We start from the raw sequence: 16,987 nt of genomic DNA on the forward strand, positions 1-16,987 counted from the left end.
CGCTGGGAATTCAAGCCGCGCTCGCCACGGCCCACTTGTCGATTATACCTGGCGCGGATTGCGCAGTGTCTTGGTGTGGGTGAAATACCCGCGCTGGCGCATCAGCTCGCGGCGCAGCGCCGGATGCGGCGTGAAGCGATCCCGCCCGTGCAACCAGAAGTGATTGTTGATCAGCACGAAGCTACCGGTGGGCACCGCTACCGACAGCTTGTGAGCGCTGCCCTCCAGCGAATCGGACAAGTCCGCCAGCCAGTTGCCTTCCTCGAAGTTCTTCGGCTGCACGAACTGGTCGATATAGGACATGATCGGCCGGCCGGCGGTATCCACGTCAAAGACGGCATGATGAATATCCTGAGCCACCTTCTTGCTGGGCGGGGCCGTCCAGCGCATCTCGCGGCGTGCCAGAGGGTGACGATAGAACGCCTCCAACTCCTCCCAGTCGTCCAGATGCAGCAGCAACGAATCGCCGCCCTGCATGTGCTGCTCGTCGATCTTCATCATCAGTACGTAGTCGGTGTCCTGCTCGACGAAGGTGCCATCGTTGTGCAGCTCCATGACGCGATGGGGCTGACGCAGGTAACTGTCGGAGTCGTCGACATTCTGCACCACGAAGCGGGCATAGTACTGGCCACTCATGGCATCGAAGTTGGAGCGCCCCATCAGGTGCGCCACGGCGGTGGCGAACATGACCATGTCGTCGGCCTGCTCGACCCGGTCCAGGCCTTCCGGCGTCATCAGGAAGCCCCCGGTGTGGCGATCTACCAGCGTGTTGATCAGCACCGACTGCAGGGTGTTGCCACACAGGTCGTCGAGAATGCGCGCCACCTGGAAACGCAGGAACGACTTGTATTCCAACGCCTGGACCGGCCACTCGGCGACCGCGGCGAGAAAGGCCTCGACGGTTTCCCGGGGGAAGGTCAACTGCAGCAGCCGCTCCGACTGGGGCGAGCTCGACAGATGAAAGCCTTGAATGGCATCGGGCAGGGGCATGGCGATAGAAGGCAGTCGGGTCAGGGCGGTCATGACGATTTCCTCGCGGAACAGAAGAATGTTTTCGCAAAATATCTACATTTTTTAAAAACATCAACTTTTTTGATTGAGGAACATGTTTATCTACTTTGCCGATCCTTGGGTATCATGGGGCTTTCTCTGCTGTGGACATCGATACCATGGAGCATTCTGCGCGTCAGAACCTCGGCGTCAGTGCCTACGCCCGGCTCAAGCGCGACATCATTCGCGGTGTCTATCCCGCCGGGGAAAAGCTCTTGATGAGTCGCTTGAAGGAGCGCTACGACCTGGGCACCGGCCCCCTGCGCGAAGCGCTGTCGCAGCTGGTCGCAGAACACCTGGTGGTGGCCATCAGCCAGCGCGGCTATCGCGTCGCGCCCATGTCGGTAGCGGAACTCGAGGATATCTACGATGCGCGGGCGCATCTGGAGGGGTTGATCGTCGAGCTGGCCATCGCCCGGGGCGATGACGCCTGGGAGGCGGATATCCTGGCCAAGGCACATACCCTGGCCAAGGTGATGGACATCAGCGGGCCGGAGGAGATGCTCGATGTCTGGGATCGGCGCCACCAGGCCTTCCATGGCGCCATCGCCGCCGGTTGCGGCTCGCGTCATCTGCTGCAGGCCCGTGAAGGTTTGCTCGATCAGGTCGAGCGCTACCGCCACCTGTGGCTGTGCGAGACGGTCTTTTCTAGCGAGGCGTTGGAGCACAAACGTCAGGAACACGCTGCCTTGGTCGAGGTGCTACTGGCCCGGGACGCCCCTCGGGCCAGCCGCATGATTCGCGAGCACCTGATGACCCCGGTGCCGATCATTCGCGAGGTCATGCTGCGACACGATAAATAGCCACACCACTTGGCTTGGCTGAGGCCAGAGAGCCGGAGTATTCATGGACGATGATCAGGAGATCACCCGCCTCGAACAGCTGATCGATCATCTCTGTCGGGTCACCCAAGGCCGTGAGCGCGTCGATGTCCGCACCGTCATCATGGCGCTGATCGCCCGGGACGGCTTGCTGACCCTGGTCGCCTTTGCGCTGACGGCCTTGGCCGTCGGGTTCATCGGTTATCAGGTGATGTCATGAACCGCCGGCTTTCAAGAACTCGGCCATCACCCGATAGGCCTCGTCACACTCTTCCGCCACCAGGTCCTCCATGTTGAGGAAGGCGTGCAACATGTCCGGGAAATGATGATGCCGATGCGTCACGCCAACCTCCTTGAGATGCTCGACGTAGGCCAACCCCTCATCCCGCAGAGGGCAAAACCCGGCGGTGATGACCAGAGTATCCGGCAGAGCCTTCGTCATGGGCATGAACAGGGCCGAGGCCTTGCGGCGATCCCCGCCCTGGCGAAAATAGTTGTCGAAATACCAGCGAATACGCGCCTCTTCCAGAAAATAGCCTTGCCCCAGCTCCTGTACGGACGGGTAGGACAAGGTGTAATCAAGGCTCGGGTAGATGAGTATCTGCCGATGCAGCGGGATGCTGTCATCATCCTGCAACCGGGCGCTGACCGTTGCCGCTAAAGCGCCTCCGGCGGAATCCCCGGCCACCGTCAGCGATTTAATGACATTGCGCTGCTTGGCTTCGAGCGCCGGCCATAAGTGTTTGAGTACCGCTAGAGTATCGTCGACGGCCAGCGGATAAGGGCACTCCGGCGCCAGACGATACTCCACCGACACCACCAGATGACCGCTGGCCTCGGCCAGCTTGCGACAGATCGAATCATAGACCGTCACCCCACCCGCCACATGACCGCCGCCGTGCAGATAGACGCACACCGGTTTTGGCGTCTCCGGCACCGGATCGTAAACGCGTACCGGCACCGGGTAGCCGTCGGCATCGATCATCACATCGCCAACCCAAGGAAGTTCCGGGCGCCGTGTGACCAGGGTCATGGTCACGTAGGCCAGCGCCTCTCGGGCACTGATCGGGGAAAAGGATGCATCTGCCTGGCGCTGCTGCTCAATCAATACATTGACCTGATCCAACCAGGGTCGCAGCTTGGGGCTAAGTGAAGAGCTAAGCGATGTGCTCATGGAATGCCTTTTTATTTATCGAGAATAGACCCTTAGTGCAGCCGTAGACTCGGCGGTTTGTCCAGTGGAGAATCATATTCTTCTAAAAAGCAGATTTTCGCACAACACTCGTGTCTTTATGTAAAGCTGCGGCTCCCGTCACTATTCTTACGAAAACAGGCAAGATATTGCCCGCCAAGCAATTTCTTGCTCACGTGCTGGCAATATCTCGCCCGCTTTTCCTTGGTTTTCTAGGGATGAAATTTGTAACATTTTGTTTATATTGGGTTGTTAACATACTGGCACGGTAGCTGCTCCATAAGAGGTGTCCGCAGGACGTTTTCTCTTACTATTATCAGGAGCAGTACTATGCCAACCCCTTGCTATATCAGCATCGAAGGCCGCACCCAAGGCAACATCACCGCCGGCGCCTTCACCCCGGATTCCGTCGGCAACATCTATGTCGAAGGCCACGAAGACCAGATGCTGGTTCAAGAATTCAAGCACGTCGTCACCGTGCCCACCGACCCGCAGTCCGGTCAGCCCGCCGGCCAGCGTGCCCACAAGCCGTTCATCTTCACCGTGGCCCTGAACAAGGCCGTGCCGCTGATGTACAACGCCCTGGCTTCGGGTGAAATGCTGCCGAATGTCGAGCTCAAGTGGTACCGCACCTCGGTGGAAGGCAAGCAGGAGCACTTCTTCACCACCTCGCTGACCGACGCCACCATCGTCGACATCAACCTGCGCATGCCGCATGCCCAGGATTCCGCCAAGGCCGAGTTCACCCAACTGATGGATGTCTCCCTGGCCTACCGCAAGATCGAGTGGGAACACACCGTTGCCGGCACCTCTGGGTCCGACGACTGGCGTGCGCCGATTGAGGCGTAAGATGCCTCGCAGGGGCGCTCATGAAGAGCGCCCTGCAAACCAACACTTATAAGTTTGACGTGTAAAATCGCCACTTCGGGGGCGTGGTGGGCGCTAATGATGGCACGCAGGCACAGCCCCATCGGGCTGCGCCCGGTGATCGAATCAGGAATCCAGCCCACCCATACAGATATACTTCATCTCCAGGTAGTCATCGACGCCGTACTTGGAGCCTTCGCGGCCAAGCCCGGACTCCTTGATGCCGCCGAAGGGAATCACTTCGCTGGTGATGGCGACTTCGTTGACACCGACCATGCCGTATTCCACCCCTTCGGAGACGCGCCAGGCGCGGCCAATGTCCCGGGTGTAAATATAGGAGGCGAGGCCGACTTCGGTGTCGTTGGCCATGGCGATGGCTTCGGCTTCATCCTTGAAGCGGAAGATGGGGGCGACCGGCCCGAAGATCTCTTCCTTGAACAGACGCATATTCTTGTCGACGTTGGTCAGTACCGTAGGCTGGTAGAAGCAGGCACCGTTGTCCGCCGGCGCGCCGCCGGTGGTGGTCTTGGCGCCCTTGTTTTGTGCGTCCTCGACCAGTTCCTGCACGCCCTTCACCGCGTCTTCGTTCACCAGGGGGCCCATGGTGACGCCCTCTTCCAGGCCGTTGCCGAGCTTGAACTCGTTGACCTTGGCGGTGAACTTCTCCACGAACGCATCGTAGATGCTGTCCTGCACCAGAATACGGTTGGCGCAAATGCATGTCTGGCCCGCATTGCGGTACTTGGAGGCCAGGGCGCCGGCCACGGCCTTGTCCAGATCCGCGTCGTCGAACACGATGACCGGAGCGTTACCGCCCAACTCCATGGAAACCTTCTTCACGGTATCGGCACTCTGCTTGAGCAATTGCTTGCCGACTGCCGTAGAGCCGGTGAAGGTGACCTTGCGCACGATCGGGTTGCTGGTCAGCTCGTTACCGATGGCGCTGGCGCTCTTGCCTGCTACCAGATTGATCACCCCGGCGGGTATACCGGCACGCTCGGCCAATTCCACCATCGCCAGCGCCGATAACGGCGTCTCCTTGGCCGGCTTCATGACGAAGGTGCAGCCCACCGCCAAAGCCGGCCCGGCCTTGCGCGCGAGCATGGCGTTGGGGAAGTTCCAGGGCGAAATGGCCCCGACCACGCCTACCGGCTGCTTGATGGTGATCAGGCGACGATCGTTGGCCACGGTCGGGATCACGTCGCCATAGATACGCTTGCCTTCCTCGGCAAACCATTCGATGAAGGAGGCACCATAGGCCACTTCGCCCTTGGATTCGGCCAGCACCTTGCCTTGTTCGCTGGTCATGATCACCGCCAGGTCATCCTGATTTTCCATCATCAGATCGAACCAGCGCCGCATGATGGCACCGCGCTCCTTGGCGGTCTTGGCCTGCCAGGCGGGCATGGCGCGCTGGGCCGCCTCGATGGCGCGACGGGTTTCGTTGGCGCCTACGCTGGCGACCTGGGTGATCACCTCGCCGGTGGCGGGATTGACCACGTCAAAGGTCTCGCCATCGTCACCATCGACCCACTGGCCGTCGATATAGGCCTGGGTCTTGAGCAGGCTTGGATCTTTCAGTTGCAGTGTCATGAGGGCTCCTCGAGTTATCGGCTAAGGACATATTCGGTAATGCCTGGCACATGGCAACCCCCTATCCCATCTCTCGGGCGTATGTGCCAAGGCGCTTAGGCCATCATAGGGCGCCATGTCCGATCACGCGAGACCTCGGCGTATTATATTTCAAACGTTGAGTATTATTTTTTGAACACCCGCGTATCAGCTCCTTGAGTTCGCTGCTGACACGGTGTTGCGCAGAAGACAGGCAATCGTCATGGGCCCAACGCCGCCCGGAACGGGCGTCAAGGCGCCAGCGATGGGCGATACTGCCGCAAAATCGACATCGCCGACCAGACGCGCCCGCCCTGCGTCGTCTTCGAGCCTGTTGATACCTACGTCGATCACCGTAGCGCCAGGTTTGATGTAGTCAGCCCCGATCATCCCCGGTCGTCCGGCAGCCACGACGAGAATATCGGCTTGGCGACATTCCTTGGGCAGATCACGGCTTCGTGAGTGGACCACCGTGACGGTGCAGTGCGCGTTGAGCAGCAGTTGCGCCATCGGTTTGCCGACGATGTTGGAGCGCCCGACAATCACGGCCTTGAGCCCGGATAGGTCGCCCAGACGTTCCTGCAGCAGCAGTAGACATCCTAGTGGCGTGCAGGGCACCAGGGACGGCTTGCCGGCATGCAAACGCCCCACGTTATAAGGATGAAAACCATCGACATCCTTGGCGGGGTCGATTGCCTCGATCACCATGTTCTCGTCGATATGGTTTGGTAACGGCAACTGGACCAGAATGCCATCCACTCGTTCGTCCGCATTGAGCGCCGCGATCAGTGCCAGCAACTCGCTTTCACTGGTAGACGAATCGAGCCGATGAGGGAATGAAGCGATGCCAGCCTCACTGGCTTGACGTACCTTGGCGCTCACATACACATGGCTTGCCGGGTCATCTCCCACCAGCACCACCGCAAGCCCCGGCTGGCGGCCCTGCCTATCGGCAAAGCTTGCTGCATTGACGGCGATCTCGGCACGCAGCGTCTGGGCAAATGCCCTACCGTCGATAACCGTGGCTTTGGGCCGCTCTTCAACGCTTTCCATGGATTTGGTCATCGATCGAGCTCTCCGGTGCTAAAAGACTACGGTACGCAACCCGTTCTGGAATACGCGGTGATGGGTATGGTATTTCACTGCCCGCGCCAGGGTCTGGGCTTCTATGTCACGCCCGATCTGGGTCAGATGTTGAGAATCCTGTACGTGACTGACCCGTTCGACCATCTGTTCGATGATTGGGCCTTCGTCGAGATCGGCGGTGACATAGTGCGCCGTGGCGCCGATCAGCTTCACACCCCGCGCGTAGGCCTGATAGTAAGGCCTAGCCCCTTTGAAGCCGGGCAGAAAGGAGTGGTGGATATTGATGCAACGCCCTGCCAGCCGCTCACACATCCTATCCGAAAGCACCTGCATGTAGCGCGCCAGCACCACCAGCTCGGTGCCAGTGTCGTCGATGATCTCCATCAGCCGTGCTTCCTGCTCGGCCTTGTTGTCCTGGGTCACCGGCAGGTGAATGTAGTCGATGCCGGCATGCTCCGCCATGGGGCGCAGGTCTTCATGATTGGAAACGATGGCGGTGAACTCGACGTTCAACTCCCCCGTCGCCTGGCGATAAAGCAGATCACGCAGGCAGTGATCGTATTTCGACACCATGACCAGCACCTTGGCGGGCTGAGAGGCATCATGGATTTCCCACTGCATATCGAAGCGTAGCGCGGTCACCTCGAAGGCAGCCTTGAGCTGTTCGACGCTGGGCGTCTTATCGCCCTCGAACACGAACTCGATGGTGGAGAAGAAACGACCGGAATCCAGATCGTCGAACTCATGAAACTGAGTAATGAAACAGCCTCGGTCGGCCAGGAAGTTGCCTATGGCAGCAACGATCCCGACGCGTCCCGGGCAGGTGGCCTTGAGGATGTAAGCAGGTTTGTTCTTCATGGAATGACTCTGTGGTGTGGCAATACAAACGCCCGCAAGGTGAGCAGCCAATAGCGTCGATTATCAAATAACCGCCCAACACTATACCACTCTAGAGATATACCACTTTCATCGGTAAACGCTTTGACACCCCCCCTCTACCATGCTTAGGTACGAGCACGACAGGGGCGCCGGTCATAGCCGGCTGAGAAGCACCCTCGGAACCTGAACCAGTCAATACTGGCGGAGGAAGTCGTGCAGGACCTTCCCTGACTCGCCTCCGCCCGGAGGCAGACGAATGTTCGATTGCCCTTCCCATCTCGCTCGTATGCGCCAGAATGCGCCGCTGGTGCAGAACATCACCAATCATGTCGCGATGAACGTGATGGCCAATGTGCTATTGGCCATCGGCGCATCGCCGGCCATGGTGCATGCCAAGGAAGAAGTGGAAGAATTCGCGGCACTCGCCGATGCCCTTAGCGTGAACATCGGTACTCTATCGGCCGAGTGGGTCGAGTCCATGGAACTTGCCGCCAAGGCTGCCAATCAGGCGGGCTCGCCCTGGGTGTTCGATCCGGTGGCGGTAGGCGCCACGGCGTTTCGTCGCCAGGTTGGCACACGCCTCGTCGAACTGAACCCTAGCGTGATTCGAGGCAACGCCTCGGAGATCATCGCCTTGGCATCCGAAAGCAGCGGCGGGCGCGGTGTGGACAGTACCGATCCGGTCGAGGCTGCGGAACAGGCCGCACTGGAACTCGCCAGACGCACCGGCGGCGTGGTGGCGGTCAGCGGCCCGGTGGATTTCGTCACCGACGGCAAGCGAAAGGCCCGAGTTGCCAACGGCCATCCACTGATGCCGCGTATTACTGTCCTAGGATGCTCCCAGACCGGCGTGGTCGCCGCCTTTATCGCCGGTGCCGAGGATGTTTTCGAAGCCACTTTGGCCGCCATGGCCTGTTTCGCAGTCGCCGGTGAGATCGCCGGCGATAGCGCCAACGGCCCGGGCAGCTTCGCCGTCGCCTTCCTCGACGCCCTATACAACCTGAATGACACTCAGCTCAATGCCCGCCTGCGCCTGGAGATGGACGATGACCTTTGATTTATCCCTGTATCTGATCACTGATCCCAAGATGTGCGCCGAACGAGGCCTTGTCGAGACCGTCATCGCCGCCGTGCGAGGCGGGGTGACCATGGTGCAGCTACGCGACAAGTACGCAACGGATGCGGAACTGATCGAGCAGGCCAAGACCCTGAAAAGCGCGCTTGCCGGCAGCGGTATACCCTTGATCATCAACGACCGGCTGGAAGTGGCCCTGGCCGCCGACGCGGATGGCCTGCACATCGGCCAGACCGATGGCGATGCCGTTGCGGCGCGCAAGGCGCTCGGCCCGGATGCCATTCTGGGGCTTTCCATCAACACTTCGGAACAACTTGCAGCAGCAGATACGTCGCTACTCGACTATGTCGGCCTGGGACCGGTATTTGCCACCTCTACCAAGAGCGATCACGAGGCGCCGCTGGGCTTCGAGGGGCTGGCGGCATTGGCCTCGGCAAGCCCCCTGCCCAGTGTGGCCATCGGCGGCTTGCAAGCGCAGCATGTCGTGCCCGTTCGCGACGCCGGCTCCCAGGGGGTGGCGGTGATCTCGGCGATCTGCGCCGCACCGGACCCCCAGGCAGCGGCGCAGCGCTTCGTCAAAACGCCTGCATGAATTTGAGACTGTCGTTAACCGGTGACTGAAGCGGCCCGGGCACTAATCTACCAGGGTCAGTTCCAACACGTGCCGGATGCGCTGCCCATCCCAGTCATACCCAAGATGCCTCCCCTGGCGAGCAGTGGAGAGTATGGGCGGGCGCAGTAGTAGACGCCAAAGGTACCATCCGAAAACCGGCTGCCTTCTCGGGGAAAATGGCAGAACGCGGCCATGACCGGCGTCCAGCCCGGACCGTAGCGGCGATCCTCTTTACGCACAAGGTGTATGGCCCCGGCCTGCTCACGCCGTCTCGGCGAGGTTTCGCCTTCGAGTTCCTGAAGCAAGTCCCAATCGCCGGGTTCAGCGACGCGCTCGAACAGGTCGATCGGTGGAAACCGGAAAGCGGTGATGCGGTAGCTGGGGTGCCAGCGCACATCGTTTGCCGGAAAGCTCACGCGAAACCGCCGCCCCTTGCAGCATCCAGGTATTGGCGAACCACCTAGAGATCCGCGACCAGGCCCTGACGCAATCGGTCGAGCGGGGCCTGACCGGAGAACAGTGGGTTCTGGTTGGGCCGGCGCAACCAGGTATCGGCTGCCTCGGAGCTTGGCAGCAGAATTTGCAGCGCCTTGTAGATTCCCAGAAGAAGAGACATTCGCTCGAGGTGATTCACGTCCAGGCGTGCGCTGTCCGGTGCCTTGCGCCGGCGTCGATAGGTAGAGTCGGACACACCAAGTAGTACGGCGGCCTCTTTTTCTTGCAGCCCCCAATCACGAACGATATTGGGGAAGGTCCGCATTGCGGCAGCACCCATGTCACGGCGCTTGTCGGTGGTGAGATGGTTCAGAGACATGGCTATGGCCCCTACCCTGAATTCAAATGACGATATAATAGAATCATCGCTCAAATGGCTGCTTCTTGTCACGATAGGCTCTGTTTACGTAAGGGCGACAGCCCATAGCCAACTGGACAAGCGCCGAGGCGAGGAAAGGCATTGCAACAAGCAACTGAATGCCTATAATCGCGAAGAAGAACATTTCTCATCCAATAATGATTTTCTTTCTTCTCACACTTCTCGACTTCAGGAAGCTGTCATGAACCACCGCTTTCATCGCATATCGCTGGTCGCTGCCCTTGCGACAGCCGGCATGGCCTCATTTGCTCAGGCACAAGAACACGTCACGCCTGAGGCGGTGGTCGAACACTATGCCGATCTGGCCCACGCCACCTTTCAGGATGCCCTGACCACGGCACAGAAACTCGATGATGCCACCGACGCCTTCATCGAGAACCCCAACCCTGACACCCTGCAAGCCGCCAAAGAGGCCTGGCGGGCTTCTCGCGTTCCTTATCAGCAAAGCGAAGTCTTTCGCTTCGGCAATGCGGTGGTGGATGACTGGGAAGGCCAGGTCAACGCTTGGCCTCTCGACGAGGGCATGATCGACTACGTGGAAGGCGATGATTATCAGCACGAACTGGGCAATCAGGGCGCCACGGCTAACATTATCGCCAGCGACGAGATCAATGTGGGCGGCGAGACGGTCGATGTCAGCGACTTGACCCCGCAATTACTGGCCGACCTCAATGAGATCGGTGGCTCCGAGGCCAATGTCGCCACCGGCTATCACGCCATCGAATTCTTGCTGTGGGGCCAGGATCTGCATGGCTTCGAGGCCGGCAATGGCGACCGCCCGGCCAGCGATTATCAGACCGGTGATGCCTGTACCGGCGGCAACTGCGAGCGCCGCGCCGCCTATCTGGATGCGGCGACGGACCTGCTGGTCAACGACCTGGAGTGGATGACGGCGCAATGGGCACCGGAACAGAAGGATAACTATCGCTCGGAGCTACTGGCGCTTGAGCCGCAAGAAGGCTTGCAACGCATGCTGTTCGGTATGGGTTCGCTATCGCTGGGGGAATTGGCCGGCGAACGCATGAAGGTCGCGTTGGAAGCCAACTCTTTTGAAGACGAGCACTCCTGTTTCAGCGATAACACTCACAATGCTCACTATTACAACGGCAAGGGCATTCGCAACGTCTATACCGGCAACTACGAGCGGGTGGACGGCAGTGAGCTGAACGGTCCTTCGCTGTCCGATCTGGTCGCCAAGCAAGACAGCGAACTCGACGACACCTTGCGCCAACAGCTCAAGGACTCCATGGCGGCCCTCGATACCCTGAAGCAGACCGCCGAGGCCGAAGAGTCACCGATGAAATTCGACATGATGATCGCCCCAGGCAATACCCAAGGCAGCGAATTGATCAATCGCGCCATCCTGGCGCTGGTCGAACAGACCGGCTCCATCGAGCAGGCCGCCAATACGCTGGGTATCGCATCACTGGAACCGGACACCGCCGGCCACGATTTCTGAGTTATCAGTACAAATAGGCCACTACGGCGGAGCCCTATCTCGGGGCTTCGCCGCTGACGCTTCAACGAGGTCTTTTTCATGACCGCATCGCATCATCTGATCCTCTGGGCAAGTATCTGCCTGTTTGGACTGCCCACCGGTGCTACCGCCGATGAATATCCGCTGCAGGACACCCCCAAGAGCGCGGGTGACGGCACGGTGGAGCAGTTCGATCACAACGCTTACTCTCTGCCCCTGAGCAATCAGTCGATGACCAAGCGCCTCGATTTCAGCGTGGGCAACAGTTTCTTCCGCAATCCCTGGGTCGAAGCTCCGGCCAGTACCGAGGCGCGAGACGGCCTGGGCCCTCTGTTCAACACCAACTCCTGCCAGGGCTGTCATATCAAAGATGGTCGCGGCCACCCACCGGCACCGGGGGAAACGCCGGTCTCGTTGTTTTTGCGTCTATCCGTGCCCGCCGATCCCGAAAAGGACGCCGAACTCCTCGAACGCCAGGGCGTGAAGCCCGCGCCCGTCTATGGCACACAGTTACAGAACGCAGCCCTGCCCGGCATCAAGCCGGAAGCAAACATGATGGTGGACTACATCGAGCGCAACGTGAGCCTGGGAGACGGCACGGCGGTGAGCCTGCGGGAGCCCGAATATCGCATCGAGAACCCGAACTACGGCCCCCTGCCCGATGATTTGCTGACCTCGCCCCGGGTGGCACCGCCGATGATCGGCCTGGGGCTGCTTGAAGCAATCAGCGAAGAGGATCTTCTGACCAACGCGGACCCGGAGGATGCCAATGGCGATGGCATCTCCGGGCGGGCCAACGTGGCCTGGAACCGCGCCACCGATACCCTCCAGATCGGCCGTTTCGGCTGGAAGGCCGGCGAAGTCAGTATCAAGCAACAAAGCCTGGGTGCCTTTGCCGGCGATATGGGCCTGACATCGAGCCTCAACCTGACCACGGATTGCGATCCCAAACAGCGCTGTGACGAGATACCCCATGGCGGCGAGCCGGAAGTCAGCGACAAGATCGCCAATTTCATCACCTTCTATGCCAGCAGCCTGGCGGTACCGGCGCGGCGCAACATGGACGATCCGGTGGTACAAACCGGCGCCCGGAAATTCAACGACCTGGGCTGCGCCGGCTGCCATACCCCGCGCCACCAAACTGCCGAAGTCGAGGGTCGTCCGGAACTGAGCGACCAGACCATCTGGCCTTACACGGACATGCTGCTGCACGACATGGGCGAGGAACTGGCGGATGGCCGCCCCGAATTCAAGGCCAGCGGTCGTGAATGGCGCACCCCGCCGCTTTGGGGAATCGGCTTGGCGCATACCGTCAATCCGCGCGCCGGATTTCTGCACGATGGGCGTGCCCGCACCCTGGAAGAAGCTATCCTGTGGCATGGCGGCGAAGCCGAGAGCGCCAAGCAGGGTTATCGCAGCCTGAAATCCGATGACCGCCAAGCGCTGCTGCGCTTTCTCGAATCACTTTAATAGCGCATGAGGAACACACGGCATGACCTTGCGACGCCCTCTTTTCGCCCTGTTTGCCACTTCCCTGCTGTCATTGTCGGCCTGGGCCGATGAGGCCGAACCCAAGGAGCGCTGGTACAGCGCTATCGGCGGGCAGTATCAGACGCTCCAGGATGACAGCACTGCGCTTGCGGACACCCTGCAAGACGGCTGTCAGAATCCCGATGCAGTACGCGATGCCTGGCTTACGGCGTACAAGGCCTGGCAACGGGTGCGCTATGTGGATTTCGGCCCCATCGAGCAGCAAAGCCGCGCCTGGCAGCTGCAGTTCTGGCCGGATCGCAAGAACCTCATCGCCAAGAAGGTCGATGCCTGGCTCAAGTCCCCCAACTCGCCCACGCCGGAGCAGATCGCCGCGGACAGCGTTGCCCTCAAAGGCTTCCCGGCACTGGAGTATCTGCTGTTCGAGTCCGAGAACGGAGATAAGATACCGCTAGAATCACCACAAGGCTGTGCCCTGGCCGGCGCCATCGGCCAACATCTGGCCACCACGACCCAGGCGCTGAATCAGGACTGGCAGGCTTTTGAGGAGCATTACCTGAGTACCGAAGGCTACACGGAAACCACCGTGGAAAGCGCCCTGCACGGCCTGCAGATTCTGGATGACAAACGCCTGGCGGCTCCCATGGGTCTGCGCGGCAAATCCCGCAATGGCTATCTGGCGGATGCCTGGCGCAGCGGCGAATCCGTCACCCTGATCGCGGCCTCATTGGCGGGTCTGGAGAATAGCTTCGTGCCGGGGGCCCAGGCACTGCTGCAACAGGAAGACGAGGCGGAGCTGGGCCAGGAACTGGAAGAGACTCTCTCCGAGACCCGCGCTCTGGCAGAGGCACTGCCTTCTGGGCTCGCCCCGGCGTTAAAGGACGAGCAGGCCTACAAGGGACTGCAGCGCTTGTACGTTCAGGTCGAACAGTTGCGTCAGCTGATGGAGTACAAGATCGCCCCGGCGCTCAACATTACTCAGGGTTTCAATTCGAGCGACGGAGACTGAACCATGCTGAACCGTCGCCGTTTTCTCAAGAACAGTCTAGCCCTGAGCGCCTGGGCGGGGCTGGCCCCCGCGCCTTGGGCCTGGGCGGAGAATGAGCCGCTGCTGTTCAGCGCGGTGGACGATGCCGAGGGCAAGCACTGTCTGGCCGGCGTCACTATGCAGGGCGAATTGGCTTTCATGACTGACGTGCCGGAGCGCTGCCACGGCGGCACACGACGCCCGGGCAGGCGCGAAGTGGTGATGTTCGCCCGACGTCCGGGCCGGCAGCTTCATGTGCTGGATATCGATGCCGGCACTCAGCGCCTGTCCATCGAAGCGGGGAAAGGCCGCCACTTCTACGGTCATGGCGTATTCAGCCCGGATGGGCGCTATCTCTACGCCACCGCCAATCGGTTCGAAAGTGCCGAGGGCATCCTGCAAGTCTTCGATGCGGAGCGTGACTATGCTCTCGTGAAGGAACTCTCTCTTGAAGGCATCGGCCCCCACGAGCTGCGCCTGCATCCGGATGGCGATACGCTGATCGTGGCCCTTGGCGGCATCGAAACCCACCCGGATTATGGTCGCGCCAAACTCAATCTGGAGAGCATGGCGCCTGCTCTGGTGCTGATGGATCGTCATAGCGGCAAGATCCGTCAGCGTCATGAGCCTTCTCACCATCAGCTGAGCTGTCGCCATCTGGATGTCGGCCCGGACGGGACGGTGATCGCAGGTTATCAGTTCCAGGGGCCGGAATGGGAAACACCGTCATTGATTGCCCGGCTGGATGGCCAGACGGATGAGTTTCGTGAGCTTGTCCTGCCTGAATCACTGACGACATCGTTACGCCAATACACCGCCAGCGTCGCCATCTCCGGCAATGGCCGTCACGCCGCGATCACCGCACCCAGGGGCGCTCGAGTACTGATCCTGGAAACCCACAGCGGCAAACTACTACGCGAACTTGCCTTGGAGGACGCCGCCGGTGTGGTCGCCGAGGGCGAAAGCGACTTCCTCGTCTCCTCGGGCCGCGGTGGGCTCTATCGTCTCTCTCCCCTATCCTCGACACCGGAACGTCTCACGATGATGCCCGTGCACTGGGACAATCACCTGACCCTGGCATAAGAGCGACAAAAAGCCGGGCGCCGCGATGCGGCGCCCGGCCAAGAGTGAATTCAGGTTGTTCGCTTGTCAGCGCTTCAAGAAGTTGCTCTTCACCAGGTCGACAACGTCTTCCATGCGCCCATCCAGCACGGCCTTGGTGGAGTACAGCGCCGTGGAAGCGGCTTGACCGGCTTCCACCTTGGGCGGCATGACCAGTTCCATCCGGTTGACCTTGACGTCGAGTAGCGCCGGGCCGTCCTGGGCGAGCCAATCGGTGATGGCGGCGTTGAGTTCATGGTTTTTCTCCACGCGACGCCCCCAGATACCCATGGCCTGAGCAAGTTTGTCGAACTCGGGATTTTCGAGCTCGGTGTAGCTGTCGAGTAGTCCCTCCACCTTTTGCTCCAACTCGACGAAACCAAGCGAGCTGTTGTTGTAGACAACGATCTTGAGGGGAATTTTCTCCTGCTTGAGTGTGAGCAGATCGCCCAGCAGCATGGTCATGCCACCGTCACCGCACATGGCGATGACCTGCCGATCGGGAAATGCCTTTTGAACGCCGATCGCCTGGGGATAGGCATTGGCCATGGTGCCGTGAACCAGGCTGGCAAGCGTACGGCGTTGGCCGTTGGCATAAATATGGCGCAGCATCCATACCATGGGGCTACCGCCATCCGCGGTGAAGCAGGCGTCTGTGGCGGCCAGTTCGTTGAGCGCCAGAGTCAGTTCCTGGGGATGGATCAGCGTGTCGTCCTTGGACTCATGGGCGTCATGTTCCAGGGCCTTGCGGTACTGCTTGCGGCAGCTCTCCAGCCATCGGGTATCGGTTTGCTCATCGATCATCGACGCCAGGGCCGCACAGGTGTCGCGTACGCTGCCCACCAGGCCGATATCCACCGGATGGCGCTTGCCAATCTGCTGTGGGTCGATGTCGACTTGAATGATCGTGGCCTTCTCGGGATAGAACTGGCCCCAGGCGAAATTACAGCCCAACAGCAAAAGCGTGTCGCAATCCGCCACGGCATGGTAACCCCCCGCCAGCCCGAACACCCCGGTCATGCCGACTTCGAAGGAGTTTTCTGGTTCGATGAAGTCCTTGGCGCGGGAGGTCCAGGCCACCGGGGCATTGAGCTTGGCCGCCAGCGCCAGCACCTCGTCTCGGGCATGTTCGCAGCCGAACCCGGCGAAGATGGAGATCTTACCACCCTTGTTGAGGTGGTGAACGACAGGAGCGAATTCCTCGGCACTAGGCCGCACGATGGGGTCGAAGCGGTGGGCACGAAACGGCAGATCCTGACTCGGCGTCTGGGTGAACATGTCACCGTGCACGACCAGTACTGCCACCCCGTTCTTGGCCAGCGCCGCCTGAGCGGCCAGCGCAGTCATGCGCCGCGCTTGATCGGGATTGATGATCGACTCGCAAAAGACACTGTACTGCGCATAGATCGGCCGAGGATCGACATCCTGCGGAAAACCGATGCCGGTATCGCCTGTGGGCACCTGGGACGCGATGAACACCACGGGTGAACCACTGCGATGCGCTTCGAACAAGCCATTGACGAAATGCAGGCTGCCCGGGCCGCACGTTCCGGCACAAAGTGCGAGTTCGCGGGTCATGTAGGCTTCGCCACCGGCGGCAAATCCGCCAACCTCTTCGTGGCGCACATGCACCCATTCCAGGTCGCTGCGCCGAATGGCATCGGTGAATTGATTGATGGTGTCGCCGACGACACCGTAACAGCGCTTAGCCCCCGCTTCCGCCAGCGTTTCGACGATGATATCGGCTACGTTGCTGTGACTCATCTGCGATTTCCTCCGCATTGACGCCCTTGCCTGGGCACATGGATACCATTGCCACATAA

Annotated in this window: 17 protein-coding genes and 1 riboswitch; of the genes, 9 read left to right on the plus strand and 8 right to left on the minus strand. The window is 60.4% G+C overall.

Annotated elements, in window-relative coordinates; genetic code table 11:
• Window positions 1-42: 42 nt before the first annotated feature.
• Window positions 43-1,023 (minus strand): glutarate dioxygenase GlaH, encoded by a 981-nt coding sequence (glaH, locus tag ACPF7Z_RS02615; RefSeq protein ID WP_425191605.1) that lies wholly within the window; start codon window positions 1,021-1,023, stop codon window positions 43-45.
• Between the two features lie 146 nt (window positions 1,024-1,169).
• Between glaH and csiR the strand changes: the two genes are divergently transcribed.
• Together csiR and ACPF7Z_RS02625 are read left to right on the plus strand one after the other, a co-directional pair.
• The gene (csiR, locus tag ACPF7Z_RS02620) at window positions 1,170-1,853 is read left to right on the plus strand and encodes a DNA-binding transcriptional regulator CsiR (RefSeq protein ID WP_425191606.1); all 684 of its coding nucleotides are present in this window, start codon (window positions 1,170-1,172) and stop codon (window positions 1,851-1,853) included.
• A 43-nt stretch (window positions 1,854-1,896) separates the two neighbouring features.
• Entirely contained in the window at window positions 1,897-2,091 is a 195-nt protein-coding gene (locus ACPF7Z_RS02625; protein WP_425191607.1) for a hypothetical protein, read from the plus strand.
• Here the strand turns inward: ACPF7Z_RS02625 and ACPF7Z_RS02630 are convergent.
• Entirely contained in the window at window positions 2,086-3,045 is a 960-nt protein-coding gene (locus tag ACPF7Z_RS02630) for an alpha/beta hydrolase (RefSeq protein ID WP_425191608.1), read from the minus strand. The genes ACPF7Z_RS02625 and ACPF7Z_RS02630 overlap by 6 nt on opposite strands.
• Before the next feature lie 348 nt (window positions 3,046-3,393).
• On the opposite strand from ACPF7Z_RS02630, the gene ACPF7Z_RS02635 reads away from it, so the two are divergent.
• On the plus strand, window positions 3,394-3,912 hold the full coding sequence (locus ACPF7Z_RS02635) for an Hcp family type VI secretion system effector (RefSeq protein ID WP_425191609.1): 519 nt from the start codon (window positions 3,394-3,396) through the stop codon (window positions 3,910-3,912).
• 144 nt (window positions 3,913-4,056) lie between these two features.
• Here ACPF7Z_RS02635 and ACPF7Z_RS02640 read toward each other — a convergent pair whose 3' ends face one another.
• The 3 genes from ACPF7Z_RS02640 to purU form a co-directional block, all read right to left on the minus strand.
• Window positions 4,057-5,523, minus strand: coding sequence for an NAD-dependent succinate-semialdehyde dehydrogenase (locus ACPF7Z_RS02640; protein ID WP_425191610.1), 1,467 nt, complete (start codon window positions 5,521-5,523; stop codon window positions 4,057-4,059).
• Between the two features lie 186 nt (window positions 5,524-5,709).
• A complete protein-coding gene (gene folD / locus ACPF7Z_RS02645) occupies window positions 5,710-6,606 on the minus strand; it encodes a bifunctional methylenetetrahydrofolate dehydrogenase/methenyltetrahydrofolate cyclohydrolase FolD (RefSeq protein ID WP_425191611.1) in 897 nt (298 codons plus the stop codon).
• Window positions 6,607-6,624: 18 nt separating this feature from the next.
• On the minus strand, window positions 6,625-7,485 hold the full coding sequence (gene purU / locus ACPF7Z_RS02650; RefSeq protein WP_425191612.1) for a formyltetrahydrofolate deformylase: 861 nt from the start codon (window positions 7,483-7,485) through the stop codon (window positions 6,625-6,627).
• Between the two features lie 153 nt (window positions 7,486-7,638).
• A riboswitch (TPP riboswitch) is annotated at window positions 7,639-7,733 on the plus strand.
• 29 nt (window positions 7,734-7,762) lie between these two features.
• On the opposite strand from purU, the gene thiM reads away from it, so the two are divergent.
• Window positions 7,763-8,563 carry a hydroxyethylthiazole kinase gene (thiM, locus tag ACPF7Z_RS02655; protein ID WP_425191613.1) on the plus strand — a complete coding sequence of 267 codons (801 nt, stop codon included), beginning with the start codon at window positions 7,763-7,765 and terminating at the stop codon, window positions 8,561-8,563.
• Window positions 8,553-9,173: a thiamine phosphate synthase gene (thiE, locus tag ACPF7Z_RS02660; RefSeq protein ID WP_425191614.1), complete on the plus strand. Its 621-nt coding sequence runs from the start codon at window positions 8,553-8,555 to the stop codon at window positions 9,171-9,173. The genes thiM and thiE overlap by 11 nt, the downstream gene beginning before the upstream one ends.
• A 56-nt stretch (window positions 9,174-9,229) precedes the next feature.
• On the opposite strand, the gene ACPF7Z_RS02665 is transcribed toward thiE, so the two are convergent.
• Window positions 9,230-9,610: a hypothetical protein gene (locus ACPF7Z_RS02665; RefSeq protein WP_425191615.1), complete on the minus strand. Its 381-nt coding sequence runs from the start codon at window positions 9,608-9,610 to the stop codon at window positions 9,230-9,232.
• 44 nt (window positions 9,611-9,654) lie between these two features.
• On the minus strand, window positions 9,655-10,008 hold the full coding sequence (locus ACPF7Z_RS02670; protein ID WP_425191616.1) for an antitoxin Xre-like helix-turn-helix domain-containing protein: 354 nt from the start codon (window positions 10,006-10,008) through the stop codon (window positions 9,655-9,657).
• A gap of 295 nt (window positions 10,009-10,303) precedes the next feature.
• Here ACPF7Z_RS02670 and ACPF7Z_RS02675 point away from each other — a divergent pair, with 295 nt between their 5' ends.
• The 4 genes from ACPF7Z_RS02675 (at window position 10,304) to ACPF7Z_RS02690 (ending at window position 15,146) form a co-directional block, all read left to right on the plus strand.
• Window positions 10,304-11,527, plus strand: coding sequence for an imelysin family protein (locus tag ACPF7Z_RS02675; protein WP_425191741.1), 1,224 nt, complete (start codon window positions 10,304-10,306; stop codon window positions 11,525-11,527).
• 78 nt (window positions 11,528-11,605) lie between these two features.
• Window positions 11,606-13,015, plus strand: a complete 1,410-nt coding sequence (locus tag ACPF7Z_RS02680; RefSeq protein ID WP_425191617.1) for a di-heme oxidoredictase family protein — start codon at window positions 11,606-11,608, stop codon at window positions 13,013-13,015.
• A gap of 22 nt (window positions 13,016-13,037) precedes the next feature.
• Window positions 13,038-14,045 carry an imelysin family protein gene (locus tag ACPF7Z_RS02685; RefSeq protein ID WP_425191618.1) on the plus strand — a complete coding sequence of 336 codons (1,008 nt, stop codon included), beginning with the start codon at window positions 13,038-13,040 and terminating at the stop codon, window positions 14,043-14,045.
• Between the two features lie 3 nt (window positions 14,046-14,048).
• Window positions 14,049-15,146 (plus strand): DUF1513 domain-containing protein, encoded by a 1,098-nt coding sequence (locus tag ACPF7Z_RS02690; protein ID WP_425191619.1) that lies wholly within the window; start codon window positions 14,049-14,051, stop codon window positions 15,144-15,146.
• 66 nt (window positions 15,147-15,212) lie between these two features.
• Here ACPF7Z_RS02690 and ACPF7Z_RS02695 read toward each other — a convergent pair whose 3' ends face one another.
• Window positions 15,213-16,928, minus strand: coding sequence for a thiamine pyrophosphate-dependent enzyme (locus ACPF7Z_RS02695; RefSeq protein ID WP_425191620.1), 1,716 nt, complete (start codon window positions 16,926-16,928; stop codon window positions 15,213-15,215).
• Window positions 16,929-16,987 lie beyond the last annotated feature (59 nt).

The sequence above is a fragment of the Halomonas sp. GXIMD04776 genome, assembly GCF_049808615.1.
Lineage (GTDB): Bacteria > Pseudomonadota > Gammaproteobacteria > Pseudomonadales > Halomonadaceae > Modicisalibacter.